At 31.8% G+C, this 12,676-nt stretch carries 14 protein-coding genes; 4 read left to right on the plus strand and 10 right to left on the minus strand.

What is annotated here, in order from left to right:
* Positions 1–3: 3 nt before the first annotated feature.
* The 3 genes from nuoL (at position 4) to NTX22_00215 (ending at position 5,353) form a co-directional block, all read left to right on the plus strand.
* Positions 4–2,103, plus strand: a complete 2,100-nt coding sequence (gene nuoL, locus NTX22_00205) for an NADH-quinone oxidoreductase subunit L (GenBank protein MCX6148925.1) — start codon at positions 4–6, stop codon at positions 2,101–2,103.
* A 48-nt stretch (positions 2,104–2,151) separates the two neighbouring features.
* Complete coding sequence (locus tag NTX22_00210; protein MCX6148926.1) at positions 2,152–3,753, plus strand: NADH-quinone oxidoreductase subunit M; 1,602 nt, start codon at positions 2,152–2,154, stop codon at positions 3,751–3,753.
* Positions 3,754–3,832: 79 nt separating this feature from the next.
* Positions 3,833–5,353, plus strand: a complete 1,521-nt coding sequence (locus NTX22_00215) for an NADH-quinone oxidoreductase subunit N (GenBank protein ID MCX6148927.1) — start codon at positions 3,833–3,835, stop codon at positions 5,351–5,353.
* A 104-nt stretch (positions 5,354–5,457) separates the two neighbouring features.
* On the opposite strand, the gene NTX22_00220 is transcribed toward NTX22_00215, so the two are convergent.
* From NTX22_00220 to NTX22_00235, 4 genes are all read right to left on the minus strand, one after another.
* Positions 5,458–5,781, minus strand: a complete 324-nt coding sequence (locus NTX22_00220; GenBank protein MCX6148928.1) for a type II toxin-antitoxin system RelE/ParE family toxin — start codon at positions 5,779–5,781, stop codon at positions 5,458–5,460.
* The gene (locus tag NTX22_00225) at positions 5,771–6,019 is read right to left on the minus strand and encodes a hypothetical protein (protein MCX6148929.1); all 249 of its coding nucleotides are present in this window, start codon (positions 6,017–6,019) and stop codon (positions 5,771–5,773) included. The genes NTX22_00220 and NTX22_00225 overlap by 11 nt, the downstream gene beginning before the upstream one ends.
* Positions 6,020–6,324: 305 nt before the next feature.
* Positions 6,325–7,104 (minus strand): hypothetical protein, encoded by a 780-nt coding sequence (locus tag NTX22_00230; protein MCX6148930.1) that lies wholly within the window; start codon positions 7,102–7,104, stop codon positions 6,325–6,327.
* Positions 7,088–8,050: an aldolase/citrate lyase family protein gene (locus NTX22_00235; protein MCX6148931.1), complete on the minus strand. Its 963-nt coding sequence runs from the start codon at positions 8,048–8,050 to the stop codon at positions 7,088–7,090. Before NTX22_00235 ends, NTX22_00230 begins: the two co-directional genes overlap by 17 nt.
* Before the next feature lie 84 nt (positions 8,051–8,134).
* Here NTX22_00235 and NTX22_00240 point away from each other — a divergent pair, with 84 nt between their 5' ends.
* Positions 8,135–8,326: a hypothetical protein gene (locus tag NTX22_00240; protein ID MCX6148932.1), complete on the plus strand. Its 192-nt coding sequence runs from the start codon at positions 8,135–8,137 to the stop codon at positions 8,324–8,326.
* Positions 8,327–8,491: 165 nt separating this feature from the next.
* Here the strand turns inward: NTX22_00240 and NTX22_00245 are convergent, their stop codons facing one another.
* From NTX22_00245 to NTX22_00270, 6 genes are all read right to left on the minus strand, one after another.
* Positions 8,492–8,767, minus strand: a complete 276-nt coding sequence (locus NTX22_00245; GenBank protein MCX6148933.1) for a helix-turn-helix transcriptional regulator — start codon at positions 8,765–8,767, stop codon at positions 8,492–8,494.
* The gene (locus tag NTX22_00250) at positions 8,760–9,116 is read right to left on the minus strand and encodes a type II toxin-antitoxin system RelE/ParE family toxin (GenBank protein ID MCX6148934.1); all 357 of its coding nucleotides are present in this window, start codon (positions 9,114–9,116) and stop codon (positions 8,760–8,762) included. Before NTX22_00250 ends, NTX22_00245 begins: the two co-directional genes overlap by 8 nt.
* A 484-nt stretch (positions 9,117–9,600) precedes the next feature.
* Complete coding sequence (locus NTX22_00255; GenBank protein ID MCX6148935.1) at positions 9,601–9,936, minus strand: BsuBI/PstI family type II restriction endonuclease; 336 nt, start codon at positions 9,934–9,936, stop codon at positions 9,601–9,603.
* A gap of 7 nt (positions 9,937–9,943) precedes the next feature.
* Positions 9,944–10,261 (minus strand): N-6 DNA methylase, encoded by a 318-nt coding sequence (locus NTX22_00260; GenBank protein ID MCX6148936.1) that lies wholly within the window; start codon positions 10,259–10,261, stop codon positions 9,944–9,946.
* Positions 10,262–10,392: 131 nt separating this feature from the next.
* On the minus strand, positions 10,393–11,115 hold the full coding sequence (locus NTX22_00265; protein ID MCX6148937.1) for a phage Gp37/Gp68 family protein: 723 nt from the start codon (positions 11,113–11,115) through the stop codon (positions 10,393–10,395).
* Positions 11,116–11,530: 415 nt separating this feature from the next.
* Complete coding sequence (locus tag NTX22_00270; protein ID MCX6148938.1) at positions 11,531–12,676, minus strand: hypothetical protein; 1,146 nt, start codon at positions 12,674–12,676, stop codon at positions 11,531–11,533.

Genomic DNA, 12,676 nt, shown 5'->3' on the forward strand with positions numbered 1-12,676 from the left:
ATTATGTCTGAAGCATTACTACTTAATACATCGATAGCAATTTTATTTTTGCCTCTGTTTGGATTCGCTTTACTAATATTATTTAATAAGCATATTCCAAAAGCTCACCTTGTGGAAACGTTCATTATGTTCGTAACGCTTGCCCTCTCAGTTTTTGTTGTTGTTGGAAAGTTAGCATTCTACCTGAATACAAATCTGATTGCTGAAACAAGATGGATTTACCTGTGGAATGTTCCGATGATTGGAAGCATTGATATCTATCTGGGAATTAAGATTGATAACATTACAGCAATAATGCTTGTTGTGGTTAATCTTATCAGTTTTCTGGTTCATACTTTCTCCATCGCTTATATGGATGGAGATATAAGATACAGAAGATACTTTGCTTACCTTGGCTTATTCACTTTTTCTATGTTGGGAATTGTATTAACTCACAATTTGCTGATGATGTACATTTTCTGGGAGCTGGTCGGCATTTCTTCTTACTTGCTGATTGGTCACTGGTTCGAAAAAAAATCTGCTGCGGATGCAGGCAAAAAAGCATTTTTAGTAAACAGAATTGGTGATATTGGTTTCTTTATCGGTATAATGATTTTGTTCACTCATTACCGCACATTCACACTTGATACAATATTTGCTCAAATATCAGCAGGTAATATTCCATTTAATAGTCCCGCAACTTTAACTGCAACAGGAATTTTACTTTTTATGGGGGCTGTTGGTAAATCGGCTCAATTCCCTCTTCACGTTTGGCTGCCAGATGCAATGGAAGGTCCGACTCCGGTTAGCGCGTTAATCCATGCAGCAACAATGGTTGCCGCCGGTGTTTATTTGGTTGCAAGAATTTTTGTTATGCTAACAGCGGATGCAATGCTAACCATCGCTATAGTTGGAATGGTTACTTCGTTTGTGGCGGCTACAATTGCATTAACTCAAAATGATATTAAGAAAGTTCTCGCTTACTCAACTGTTAGTCAACTTGGATATATGATAATGGCACTTGGAGTAGGTGCTTACGCTTACGCTTTTTTCCATCTTGTAACTCACGCATTTTTTAAAGCTTGCTTGTTTCTTGGTTCTGGATCTGTAATTCACGGGATGCACCACGAACAGGACATTAGAAATATGGGCGGATTGAGGAAAAAGCTTCCTCTTACCTATTATACTTTTCTCATTTCAACATTGGCTATATCAGGAGTTCCGTTTACCTCCGGATTTTTAAGCAAGGATGGCTTGCTGGCAGGAACAATAGCTTTCGGAAGTTTAACAGGTCACTGGATAATTCCTGTTGTTGCATTTGTTGTTGCATTGATGACTGCATTTTATATGTTCCGTCTGGTAATCCTTACATTTCATGGCGAACCGAGAGATCAACATAAATTCGAGCACGCTAAAGAATCACCTTTTGTTATGGTAATGCCTTTAGTTGTTTTGAGCGCTTTGTCCGTTTTCTTCTGGTACAGCTATAATCCAATTGATGGTGGAAGCGGTTGGTTCTTACAGAAATGGGTTCACACGCCGGCAACTGTCGTTCCGCAAAATCAAAGATTTGATTTTATGAAAACTGAAGTAAATGCTGAAGTACCAAAAGTTGAATCGGCTGAATATGTTTCTCATTCAGAATCTTATATGCATGCAATGCACCAGGCACACTATCCAGCTATGGGTCTTTCGTTACTTGTTGGCGGACTTGGAATTCTGTTAGCATTTTCAATGTACCAATGGAAAAAAATTAATGCAGACAAACTCGCAGAAAAAATAAAACCGCTTTACAATTTCTCATTAAACAAATGGTATATCGATGAGTTTTACCATGCAACTTTTATTGCGGGAACAATTGGCATAAGTAAGGTTCTCGCCTGGTTCGATAATTATATTGTTGATGGAATAGTAAACGGTACTGCTTTTGTTACTAAATGGTTCTCTAAAGCGAATGGTGTTTTTGATAATGTTGTGATAGATGGTTTTGTAAACTTTACTGCTTATCTAACAGGATTCTTTGGAATCGCATTTAGAAAGCTGCAAACCGGCAAAGTGCAAACTTATATTGTCTTTGTAGTTTTTTCAGTAATAATTTTGTTGTTTATTTTCAGACCATTTTAAGTTTAGTGGCTGATAAAAGTTAAAGTAAAATATTTAAGAGGCTGAAACGTGCAATTTCCGATTTTAACATTCATTACCTTTTTGCCAATATTAGGAATGCTTCTCATTCTTTTTATCCCCGGCAAACAGGAAAAATTTATAAAATGGTTTTCCATTGGTGTAACTGCGTTGCAAGTTGTACTTGCAGGAATTATACTTGCTGGTTACAATTATTCTCTCGGCGGTGTATTCGATCAAAATTCATTTCAATTCATAGAAAAATTCAGATGGATTGAAATCACCGGTGTATCCTGGATAGGAACTGTAAAGATCGATTATTTCCTCGGCATCGATGGAATAAGCGCTCCGATGATTTTATTAACTGCACTTGTTTCTTTCATAGCGGCAATTTCATCCTGGACAATTACCAAATCAGTTAAAGGCTACTTTGCTATGTTCCTTTTACTTGATGCTGGTATGATGGGCGTTTTCGTTTCACTCGATTTCTTTTTGTTCTACGTGTTCTGGGAATTGATGCTTTTACCGATGTACTTCCTTATCGGTATTTGGGGTGGTCCAAGAAAAGAATATGCAGCAATTAAGTTTTTCATTTATACTTTGTTCGGCAGTGTATTTATGCTGCTCGTTATGATCGGATTATATTTCAGCTCTACTGAACTTTTAGCTGATGGTTCAAAAGTATTTACTTTCAATATGCTTGCGATGATGGATATGAAGAATTTCACACCGAATGGAATTCTTTCTCCGCTTAATCCAAATAATTTAAGATTGATCGCATACATTGCTCTATTCGTAGGATTTGCTATTAAAATTCCTATGTTCCCTTTCCATACATGGCTGCCAGACGCACACGTAGAAGCGCCGACACCAATAAGTGTTATTCTTGCAGGTGTTCTTTTAAAAATGGGCACGTATGGAATTTTAAGAATCAGCTTTCCAATTTTTCCAGAAATAACGCGGCAATTGATGTGGTATATTGCTCTCTTTGGAATGATCAACATTGTTTATGGCGCGCTTGTGGCAATGGCGCAAAAGGATTTTAAAAAGTTGATTGCCTACTCTTCAATTTCTCATATGGGTTACGTCCTGTTAGGGATGGCTTCATTAACTTCAACCGGAATAAATGGTGCAATATTCCAAATGTTCAATCACGGAACGATTACAGCAATGCTCTTCTTGATTGTTGGAGTTCTTTACGATCGCACACATACAAGAGGTCTTGATGATTTTGGTGGGATTGCTTTGCAAATGCCGGCTTATACAGGATTTGTTTCTGTCGCATTCTTTGCAGCAATCGGATTACCAAGTTTAAGCGGATTTATTTCCGAATCTTTTGTATTCCTTGGTGCTTTTAGTGTAGTAGGAATCAGAACACTTACTATTGTTTCTACACTTGGAATTCTTTTAGGTGCTGGTTATATGCTCTGGACAATGCAGCGAGTTTACTTAGGAAAGTTAAATGAAAAATGGAATCAACTTAAAGACCTTGATGCACGGGAATATATTATGTTTGTTCCGTTAACAATCATTATAATTTTCCTTGGTGTTTATCCATCTGGGATGCTGAACATAATGAATACATCAGTTAATTCGTTAGTAAGTTTTATGGCAAAATCATCAGCCAGTTTTATGTCTCTTGGAGGATTATAGATCTTGATTTTAGATACTGGTTGCTGGATTTAATAATTGTATCCAGTATCAAAAAAATATTACAACTAAATAAAAAAAAATGAATATGGAATTTGCTAAAATATATAACAGTATCTCTTACGTGCTTCCAGAAGTATCGATATCATTCTTTTTGATCCTGGTTTTATTAACCGATCTTATTTTTGGAAAGAACAAAAAAATCATTCCTTACATTGCATTAACAGGAATTGCAGTTACGTTTTTCTTTGTTCTTAACCAGCTTACATTCAGCGGATTTGCGTTTGGAAAAGTATGGCACACAACAGATACTCTTGGAATGATTACAGTAGATTCCTTTGGCGTATTTTTCAAGGTGATTGTGCTTGTTGCTACTACACTGGTAATTCTGTTTTCATTTTCTTCTGATGAAATAAATAAAAGCCTGGATAGAGCAGGCGAATATTATACTTTGATATTTGGAATGGTTCTCGGAATGTTCCTGATGATTTCTGCTTCTGATTTAATCCTCATCTATCTTTCTCTCGAATTGCTTTCTTTATCTTCTTACGTGTTGGCAGGATTTACAAAGTTAAGAGACAGGAACAGTGAAGCCGCGCTTAAATACATTATCTATGGCGCAGTTTCTTCGGGATTAATGCTTTTTGGTATTTCACTTTTCTTTGGAATGACCGGAAGTACTAACCTTTATGTTATAAATTCTTTAATGCAGGCACCAAGTATAAATACTTTTACGCTTGCAATGGCTTCCATATTAATTTTTGTTGGAATTGGTTATAAAATTTCTGCTGCTCCATTTCACTTTTGGACTCCTGATGTTTACGAAGGTGCACCGATAACTATTACAGCGTTTCTATCCGTTGCAAGTAAAGCGGCTGGCTTTGCTTTGTTGATAAGATTTGTTAAAACTACTTTCCTATCATCCATAAATCCATCAGGTCACTGGCAGATGATTCCTGTTTTCCCCTGGAAGGAATTGCTTACAGTAATTTCCATTTTAACGATGACGCTTGGAAACTTCTCGGCACTCTGGCAGAATAATCTTAAAAGAATGCTTGCCTATTCCAGCATTGCACACGCCGGATATTTAATGCTTGGCTTGGTTGTATTATCAAACCAGGGATTGATTGCAATATTAATTTATTTTGCCTTTTATGCTTTTATGAATCTTGGAGCATTCTTTATTGTAATGTTGATTGCGAACAAAACAGGGAGCGAGGATATTGAAGATTATAAAGGACTTGGTTACTCCACCCCATTTCTTGGAGTAACGCTGGGAATGTTCTTAGTTTCTTTAATTGGTCTTCCACCTTCGGCAGGATTTATTGGAAAGCTATATCTCTTTGTTGCATTGATCGATTCCAATATGATTGTTCTTGCTGTAATTGCAATTTTGAATACAGTAGTTTCATTGTTTTATTATATAAGAGTTTTAAAAGAAATGTTCCTTTCAAAACCATCCACCAAAGTTGCCCCGTTTAAAGTTTCTGCATATAACGTTATTGTTATTTTAATTTTGCTTGCACCAGTGGTAGTATTTGGAGTTTACTTTACCCCGGTTGTGGATTTTGCTAAAAGCTGTATAACGATATTTGGGTTATAATCTGTAAGTTTAATCTAAAAAGTCTAACTTCATTAATGTCATTCCCACTTTCACGGGAACCTATTTTATAAAAAATATTTTACGTCCTAAATGCATTACAACCTTCAGACACCATAAGCCTCAATCCTTTCAGAAATTAAAAGTTTTTTAGGTGATTGTCTGTTATCGAATAATTTTAGTATAACAATTTTATTGTCGATTAAGCGATAAATAATGGTAACCTGTTTCGAAAATACAAATGCTCTTATTAGTTTTGGTTTGAAAATAATTTTACCAATGAATGGAAATTGATTAAGAATTTTAAGTTGGTTTTCAAGTTTAGTTAAAAAATCAAATGCGGTTGTTTCAGTCCATTCCACTTTTAGATAATCAAGAATTTTTTCAAGGTCTTGTTGAGCAGATTTTGTCCAGTATAGTTTAGTTAACATTTTTATATTTTGCCATTACAGTTTCATGTTCATCAAGATTAGCATTGTCTTCACTTTCTTCAAAGGATTGAAGTATTTCTGCCCTCTGCAATTCACTTATTACATTCCAATAATTATCCGCCACAATTGTTTGTTGTTTTAGAACATTAAATATTTTATAAACAAATTCAAGCATTCCAGGATCATTTACATCATTAACTAATGAATGCAAATTTTCCTTTAATTCAGAGATAGACATACTATTTCTCCACTTAAAATAATTTTACACCTTAATTACAATTTCACTTATCGTTCAGGATTTCATTCAATTGGAATTAATCTTTCTACATTTAAAATAATATTACATTAACCTGTTTGCAACACTATAATTTGTTAACTACAGTTGTAGTTAGGAATAAGAAACAACAATCTATTAGAATTTTTTCTTCCCCGCGTTGCGATGTTTGCATTTCTCTTTTTAGTATCCATGTGTTAACGCATCACGGAATAGTCTGAGGCAGTAAAAATAACTTTTAATATTATGTTATAAATTTTATTTGTCTTTCACGAACCGCTAAGTGATGTACGAAATATCTTATAAATAATTTCGGAAATTCTTTTATGACCGATTTCATTTACCCTTTTTAAATCAGCACAGAAAAGGAAATTACCATGTTCATCCTTTGCACCAAAAAGGTTTGCATAAATTTGATTATGTAGAAACGAATATTGACTCATATATTTGTGTAATTTTTTTGATAGATGATTCTCAAGATTAGAGTAAGGTCTTGAAACAGGTCCAGTAATTACAAGTGTAATACCGTATGTTTTACATAGTTCAATTATTTTAATCAATAAAGATAAATATTTAGAAAAAGCAGCAGACCAATCACCCATTATATAACCAAAGAAATAGTTTATTTCTCTAAATATATTCTGAACACTCGTACTAAATTTTGATTTTTTGCTCAATTCGTTATTAATAACTTTCTCCGAAGTACGCTTCTTTATTTTTCTATAGTTCAAATTAAATACGGCTAAATTAATATGCTTTATTAAGTTCCCATCTTTATCATAATATTTGGAATAGAATTTAGAAGAAAGAAGAATTGGTTCAACCCTTAAATGGAACAATAGACAATCCGGTTTCTCTTTATCAATAACTTCTTTAATATTTTCAAAACTTTTTGAGATACTTTCATATCTAATTATTCTTATGTCCAAATTAATATTAGATTCTTGTAATTTATTTTTTAACTGTTGATGGTATAATTTACTTGGTTCAATATTATCCTGTACTGGAAAGCATCCCCCAACGATTAGCAGCTTAATTTTTTGAAGCATCTAAAGCGCTTGTTTCTATTAAATACTTTTCGGCTGCAAGATATTCTTGTGGTGAAATAATAATTCTATTCTCCTTATTCATAGCAAAGCTTCTATCCTTAGTTATATTGGCTTCATATTCTTTAATTATCTTTTTTGCAATATCTTTTTTTATAATTTTGAATTCATTTTTATTAATAAAAGTTGTGTTCATAAGTGAATTACATTCATGAAGTGAGCATAACCTAACCTGATTTAATGATAGTGTAATTTGACCAAAAATTCCATTTGTTCTTTGTCCTAACCTGTTTAACATATATAAAAAACTGCTATCATTATTCAGACGCAAATAAGGGGAATTGATAAATAGGATATTGTAAACCTCACTTACACTCATAATAAAATTGATCCACTCCCAATACTTCTCAGAATCCTGGTGATAAAATGGAAAGTATCCATTGTTATAATTGTAATCACAATGACCAAAAGCTAATTTATTTGTAAAATTTTTTGATGAAATAATAATCTTTTCAAGATCATTAAAAGCTTTTTTGCTTTCTATAATTGGTATTATTTCTAAAAATTCAATTTTTCTGTTCTTTAATATTTCTGAACATTTTTGTATTTCTTCTCCGCTTTCAATTTTCGGAAGGAATATACAATCCAGCGATATTCCACTTTTAATGCTTTCCAGTGTTTCAATGTCATTATAAAATTCTTTAGATCCAAAAACATTTATCCTTATACCAACTTTTGGTTTAACAAAATATTTAACTATAGATTCAATAGAACTTTTCACTTTTGCTCTGTGCATTTTTTTTTCTGCTTTTTTACCTGGTAAGTCTCTAACAATATCTTCAAGATCAAAACAAAGTACTGCATCTAATTCAAATATACTCCTGGCAAATTCCTGGATCTTATCATTAGTTGCTTTAGCAAAATGATATTTCTTAATTCTCAATTTCATGTTTTTAGTATTAACCCCAATATCCATTGTATATAAATATTTCCATCTATCTTTGTTGCTGAAGTAACATTAGAAAATCCGTTCATGGCTAAGTTATATTTTATTCTATTTCTTAAATCCAGCGATATTGTTGTTAATTTTAGTTTTCTAAGGCAAGGTTTAGACATTGCCGACCGAGAAAGGCACTACAAGCAATTATTTTTTTCTTCCCCGCATTGGTATGCTTACATTACCCTTTTTTTTATCGTTGTTAACACTGCATGGGATGATCTGTGACGAGTTGGTATCTGTATAATGCCGAACAGTTTAAAGTAGCCGATTTTAGTCCACAATTTTGCATTTATCAAAATTAACTTATAAAATGAACTAATTCGTTTTTTGAACAAAAATGCATTTTATAAACAGGTCCATTAGTAGTTGCTGGTTATACACATTTTAGTGTTAAACTACTTCTATTCTGACTCTTCTTCCTAATGTTCTTGCGTAACGCCCAAGGGTAGAAAGCTTAATATCCTCTGAATGATTTTCTATTCTTGATATGACAGACTTTTTTGTTTTTAACTTTTTTGCTAATTCTTCTTGAGTTAATCCGGATTTTACACGCAACTGTTTAAGTAATATACCTATTTTAAAATTCTGATAACCTATATCATAATTTTCTGCAAACTCTGCATCTTCTTTTTTTCTTTGTGCAACATATTTTTTCAAATCACTCATTTCTTTTCTTCCTTTTATAATAGTTTCTTTTTCTTTCTTCTGCAACCTTAATTTCACTCAACGGTGTTTTTTGTGTTTTCTTCGCAAATCCATTTGTTACCATAAAATTTCCATCTGGCTTAAAAAAACCTAATAACCTAAAAATATCCCCAGAATAAATTATTCTGATTGCCCAAATATCATCTGTGTTCCTTAACTTCTCAAAGTATTGTTTAGGAACTAAAGAAGTTTCCTCAAAAAGTTCTAAAATCCAAGTAACTTTTTTAGCTTGTTTTCCCGTAAGAGAATTAAGAAATTCTTTTGCTGGATATTTTCCAGATTCCAGTTGATAAAAATTTACTTCTCGCATTTGTAAAGTTAGCCTAAATGCTAACCTTAATCAACAGAAAACCTTAATATTTTTATTGCGTATAACGATGTTGCCGCTAACCGGCTGCCCATTAATATTAAGAAAGCTAACTACAGTTGTAGTTACGAAAAAGGAACTACAATCATTTAAATTTATTCTTCCACGCATTGGTATGCTTACATTACCCTTTTTATTATCGTTGTGTTAGCACTACACAGATTGATAAATTACGTGAAGGAATGGTTTGAAGTAATGCAACTCAGATTGATTCATATTATTCTATACCAGTTGTGTGAATTAAATTGTAAACCCCGCCTACCGGCTGGCAGGCGTTAAAACGGTTTTTATTTGCGTGGTTTATTAAGTAACCTACGAATTAATTCGTGGGTTGGCTAAAGAAAAGACTAGATCGTTAACTGTTTTAACAGTTTATCATTCTAAAATTTTTTAATTCACATAACCGGTTATTTTATATAACTTTTTATTACCCTAAAAATTTATCGCCATTAAAATGAATTGTATGATCAGGATCATTTCTTAACCAGATATAACTTCCCCAAGATATTTTTTGTGAAATTTTTGATAATTCATTCCTATCATTGAATAGTGTAAAAAAAACAACTTTACCTTTCCAATTTTTTAAATAGGATAAAATTCTATCCTTCTGCTCTTCAGATACAATTCCATTTTTACTTTGTGCAAAGATAATATAAATTGTGTCTTCCCTACAAAATGCATTAATTGATTTATCCAGTAGAAAAATCTTTTTCGCTTTTTTAATAAATCGTTTTTTAAAATCAATAACAATCCCAACTTTCATATTATCCTCAGTTTAATAAATTAATTAATAATATGTCTTTTGATTTATTTGTTTTAGCAAGATTTTCAATTAATGAACAAGCTATTACTCCGATACTACTCCCCGGATCTGAGATTTTACTTTTTGCTTTTTGATTAAATAAAAGATTTGCCATATAATTGGCAATTTCAACTGGAGTAAAAAACTGTCCTAGATTTTTTTTATGAGTTGAGGTAACCTGTGAAGTATATAATAAACCTAATCTATCAGCATAAGTTGTAGGTGTTTCATCTTTTGCCGAAGGCATGGATTTCCAAATTGGTGTTACATCATTCCCGTCTCTCATAGAGCAAAAATACTGATATAAAACTTCCTATTCAATCATTTAAAAATATTTAAAAAACTGCTATGCAAGTTCTTATCATGTGTTACCTATTAACTATTTTTTCTTCCCAGCAAGTGATCAGCAGGAAATTATTAAGCGGCTTTTTTTATTCCCGGCATTTCATCCCAGGTTCTTCCTTCAAGCAATCGTCCATTCTTCTTTTTATTTACACCGCCCCATTGCTTGAAGAAGAAAGGCACATTGGCTCTATTGCATTTATCTTTTATAGTTACTACCCATTCCTCTTCCATCGGTCTCGCACTGGGACCTGATTCCCCTCCAACAATTACCCAATCGATATTTTTTAAATTTAATTTTGTAATTGGTCCAATCAATGGTTCAATTGATAAAAACTTCGTTTGTGCTTCTGTCTTTCTTAAATCATCAATTCTAAAAGTATAATCCTGGTTTTCTACACTTACTCCCATCCATATATTTTCTGCCCAGGTTAATTTTTTATTTAATTCCCATAATCTATCGGAACGTTTTGTTAGAATCTGGAAGCGATGCCAATAAGCTTTATTCATTACATCAAACATTTTTTGTATAAATTCAACTGGCACATTTTTATGAAAAAGATCACTCATTGAGTTAACAAAAATAGTCTGTGGTTTTTTCCAGGATAAGGGTAGTTCTAAAACCTGTTCTTGTAAAGTTAACTTAAATCCCTTTTCGTAATTAGGAGAGCCCATAGCTTTCAAGCGTTTTGCCATGCGCTCAGCATAACAAAACTTGCAGCCGGAACTAATTTTATTGCAGCCTGTTATTGGATTCCAGGTTGATTCAGTCCATTCTATAGAAGATTTTTGTGCCATATTTAAAATTCAAATTCTGGTTCAGTATTCCTTTTCTTTACTTTCTTCCAAAAATTATATCCTTGTTCGTGCCTTGAAAAAAATGCTAAATAATATAATGGTAAATTCTTTTCATCTGATCTAATTGAAATAAAAAGCTGGATAAAACTTAAAGGAATTTAGAAAGAAAGGAAATAGAAAAAGAGATGATATCAATCTCAAATGATAATTTTGTAAATCATTATGTAATTTTTTTCGTCAATAGTATTTTATTCAAAATTTTTCCTAAATTATTTATTGTTACCAAATATTTAATTCCACCTAAATTATCACAAGAAATAAAGCTCTTTTAAATATTATAAATTAAGAATTATTGTTCTTATTTATTTTATAGAATCAAAATAAACACTTTCAAAGCTTGAAAAGCGACACTTTATTATAAAAGTTTTATTTTAGTTATTCGATCCATAGAATTAATATATATCTCTATTGCAAATGTACGCAATAAATCACGACCATATAAAACTTGCCTGTTTTTATTATTTTGAATAAATGTACTACTTTCCCAATCTTTCACAACTATGATTGTTAATTCTTTTTGAATTTCTTTTTCGAAATCATCAATTAATGAAATTGTTACTTTTTTTGTAAAATATTTGTAATCTCTACCTAAATGTATCCCGTATTCATTTGAACATATAAAATCAAAAATACTTGGTTCAACCAAATTTGAGGTAATAAATGAGCAATAAGCACCTGTATCAAAATCATCTTTGATAATTCTATCATTAATTTTTGCAACAATAGTGGGATAAAAATCATTATCCAAATTTGTACGATTCCATTGTGTTAAAACATTTGGATCATAAAATGTATCTTCAGGCAATAATAATTTACTATAGGCAAACGGAATAAGATTTGTTCTATCACCAATTTGCACGAGTTCTTTTTCATTTGGAAATTCTAACAAATCAGAAGAACCTTTATATAAATTTTCACCTATTACAACACACCATAGCCAGTTTTTTTTTGTTAATTCAATATCTATCCAATGTCCATGTTTCTCCCAATGAGATTCAACTGCTTTACTATAAAAGGATGTATTTGTAATGTAGTCATGGAATGTAATTAATTCCGGATAAATATTTTTGACTTTATTATACTTGCCAGATTTTTCAAGAATAGTTTTAAAAAACCTTTGTGATAATAAAGGTTTTTGAAAATTTATTTCCTTTTGTTCTGTAATTATAGCTAAAGAATTATCAATATAACTTTTATATTGTGGATCTGTTGTATAGGCACTATAAACATAAGTGGGTAAATGTTTAATTTTTTTATTTATATCTGATAAAAATCTTGCTCCATTTTCTAAAGCATCAAAAGGATCCATTTTGCAATCAACAATTAATCCACTATAATAATTAGTTTTTGATTCTAGAAAATTATTAGCTTCATTAATGGATGTAGCAACTTGAATTTCAAATAATTGTTTTCCTTCAATGATTAATAATTGTTTATAATTTTCTATGAATTGTGGTTCATCGTCCATCCATAATAATGGGATTTGATTTTTCACAGACAT

The organism is Ignavibacteriales bacterium (genome assembly GCA_026390815.1).
Lineage (GTDB): Bacteria > Bacteroidota > Ignavibacteria > Ignavibacteriales > SURF-24 > JAPLFH01.

What these genes read in the sequence shown, in the direction of transcription:
- NTX22_00225 (MCX6148929.1), bottom strand. Translation starts at nt 6,019, where the DNA reads ATGTCTATCTCTGAATTAAAGGAAAATTTGCATTCATTAGTTAATGAT.
- NTX22_00230 (MCX6148930.1), bottom strand. Translation starts at nt 7,104, where the DNA reads ATGCTTCAAAAAATTAAGCTGCTAATCGTTGGGGGATGCTTTCCAGTA.
- NTX22_00215 (MCX6148927.1), top strand. Translation starts at nt 3,833, where the DNA reads ATGAATATGGAATTTGCTAAAATATATAACAGTATCTCTTACGTGCTT.
- NTX22_00255 (MCX6148935.1), bottom strand. Translation starts at nt 9,936, where the DNA reads ATGAAAGTTGGGATTGTTATTGATTTTAAAAAACGATTTATTAAAAAA.
- NTX22_00250 (MCX6148934.1), bottom strand. Translation starts at nt 9,116, where the DNA reads ATGCGAGAAGTAAATTTTTATCAACTGGAATCTGGAAAATATCCAGCA.
- NTX22_00270 (MCX6148938.1), bottom strand. Translation starts at nt 12,676, where the DNA reads ATGTCTGTGAAAAATCAAATCCCATTATTATGGATGGACGATGAACCA.
- nuoL (MCX6148925.1), top strand. Translation starts at nt 4, where the DNA reads ATGTCTGAAGCATTACTACTTAATACATCGATAGCAATTTTATTTTTG.
- NTX22_00240 (MCX6148932.1), top strand. Translation starts at nt 8,135, where the DNA reads ATGGCTAAGTTATATTTTATTCTATTTCTTAAATCCAGCGATATTGTT.
- NTX22_00220 (MCX6148928.1), bottom strand. Translation starts at nt 5,781, where the DNA reads ATGTTAACTAAACTATACTGGACAAAATCTGCTCAACAAGACCTTGAA.
- NTX22_00265 (MCX6148937.1), bottom strand. Translation starts at nt 11,115, where the DNA reads ATGGCACAAAAATCTTCTATAGAATGGACTGAATCAACCTGGAATCCA.
- NTX22_00260 (MCX6148936.1), bottom strand. Translation starts at nt 10,261, where the DNA reads ATGAGAGACGGGAATGATGTAACACCAATTTGGAAATCCATGCCTTCG.
- NTX22_00245 (MCX6148933.1), bottom strand. Translation starts at nt 8,767, where the DNA reads ATGAGTGATTTGAAAAAATATGTTGCACAAAGAAAAAAAGAAGATGCA.
- NTX22_00235 (MCX6148931.1), bottom strand. Translation starts at nt 8,050, where the DNA reads ATGAAATTGAGAATTAAGAAATATCATTTTGCTAAAGCAACTAATGAT.